Source organism: Pseudomonas typographi (genome assembly GCF_014694385.1).
Taxonomy (GTDB): Bacteria; Pseudomonadota; Gammaproteobacteria; order Pseudomonadales; family Pseudomonadaceae; genus Aquipseudomonas; species Aquipseudomonas typographi.
Genome location: NZ_JAAOCA010000118.1, coordinates 1 through 740 on the forward strand (window position 1 = coordinate 1; position 740 = coordinate 740).

The following is a 740-nucleotide window of genomic DNA, read 5'->3' on the forward strand; positions in this document are numbered from 1 at the left end:
AGCAATTCGCGGTCTGTCATACCAAAACCCTCCGCTTAACAAACACAAACCCACTCCCCGCTTCCTCGACGATGAAACGCCGGCTGGTGAGGTGGGCTATTAGGGGCCAGAAGGTGTAGAGGGTCATGGCAGCAGCTCCCTCGGCACGCTTACGGTGTCGCCCAGAACAGATGCGACGATGGCGCGGCAGGCGGCGATGAGGGTTGTTTCTCCGCTACCCTCGGCATCTGTCATGCCGTACCGCTTGGCGTGAACTACCGGCCCTGCGCGCAGGATTTCAATTTCGAACCTGTCAAGCAGTGGGCCGCCATATTCCCAATCGCTGGACGGATACCAGTGGTGTTCGATCCCGTAGGCGCCGGAGTAGGAAATGCTGACCGCACGAGGGAATGTGATTGGCCTAGCACCCTTGAAAAGCGCCATGGTCCTGCTCTCGATCACATTGATAGTTGGCTGCATGCCTGTGTACACGGCGCAGAAGGTTGCCCAGTTCAAAACAACGCCGTCCATTTCGCTTGTCTTCACCTCCACGAAATCGCTCATGCGGCACCTCGCAAGATCCGGTCGTGCTTGATCAGGGCCTTGGTTTTGGTCGCGATGTACCAGCGGTCACGGATTGGTGCTCGGGTACCAGTGGCGAACAGCTCCCAATTGCGAAAGTGATCCCAGAGGACTTGAAGCGCTCGGCCTGTTCGTTCGATGTGGTTGGTCATCAAAATCCTTCCTTCCCGCGCTGGGAT

2 protein-coding genes are annotated in these 740 nt (G+C 57.6%); both read right to left on the reverse strand.

Features of this window, described 5'->3' with window-relative positions:
- Positions 1 to 123: 123 nt before the first annotated feature.
- Positions 124 to 543, reverse strand: coding sequence for a phage protein NinX family protein (locus tag HAQ05_RS27950; RefSeq protein WP_190427640.1), 420 nt, complete (start codon positions 541 to 543; stop codon positions 124 to 126).
- Positions 540 to 740: hypothetical protein (locus HAQ05_RS27955; protein ID WP_238936617.1), on the reverse strand; the 201-nt coding region annotated here is incomplete at its 5' end. The genes HAQ05_RS27950 and HAQ05_RS27955, both read right to left, overlap by 4 nt.

Excerpts from the sequence above, each read along its gene's own strand:
- HAQ05_RS27950 (WP_190427640.1), bottom strand. The coding sequence starts at position 543 with ATGAGCGATTTCGTGGAGGTGAAGACAAGCGAAATGGACGGCGTTGTT.